At 53.2% G+C, this 393-nt stretch carries 1 rRNA gene; it reads right to left on the reverse strand.

The window, feature by feature from the left end:
* Positions 1 to 393 (reverse strand): 23S ribosomal RNA (locus tag C170_RS21810); the annotation flags it as partial.

Below are 393 nucleotides of genomic sequence, written 5' to 3' on the forward strand. Positions count from 1 at the left end.
CGGCTCCGGCTCTTCACCTTAACCTTGCACGGGAACGTAACTCGCCGGTTCATTCTACAAAAGGCACGCCATCACCCCTAAAACGGGCTCTGACTTTTTGTAAGCACACGGTTTCAGGTTCTATTTCACTCCCCTTCCGGGGTGCTTTTCACCTTTCCCTCACGGTACTGCTTCACTATCGGTCGCTAGGAAGTATTTAGCCTTGGCAGATGGTCCTGCCGGATTCATACGGGGTTTCACGTGCCCCGCACTACTCGGGATCCGTCTCGGAGGGAACCAACTTTCAACTACAGGGCTTTTACCTTCTTTGGCGGGCCTTTCCAGACCTCTTCGCTTAACCGGTTCCTTTGTAACTCCATGTGAGACGTCCCACAACCCCAAAGAGCAAGCTCT

The sequence above is a fragment of the Paenibacillus sp. FSL H7-689 genome, from assembly GCF_000517905.1.
Classification (GTDB): Bacteria; Bacillota; Bacilli; order Paenibacillales; family Paenibacillaceae; genus Paenibacillus; species Paenibacillus amylolyticus.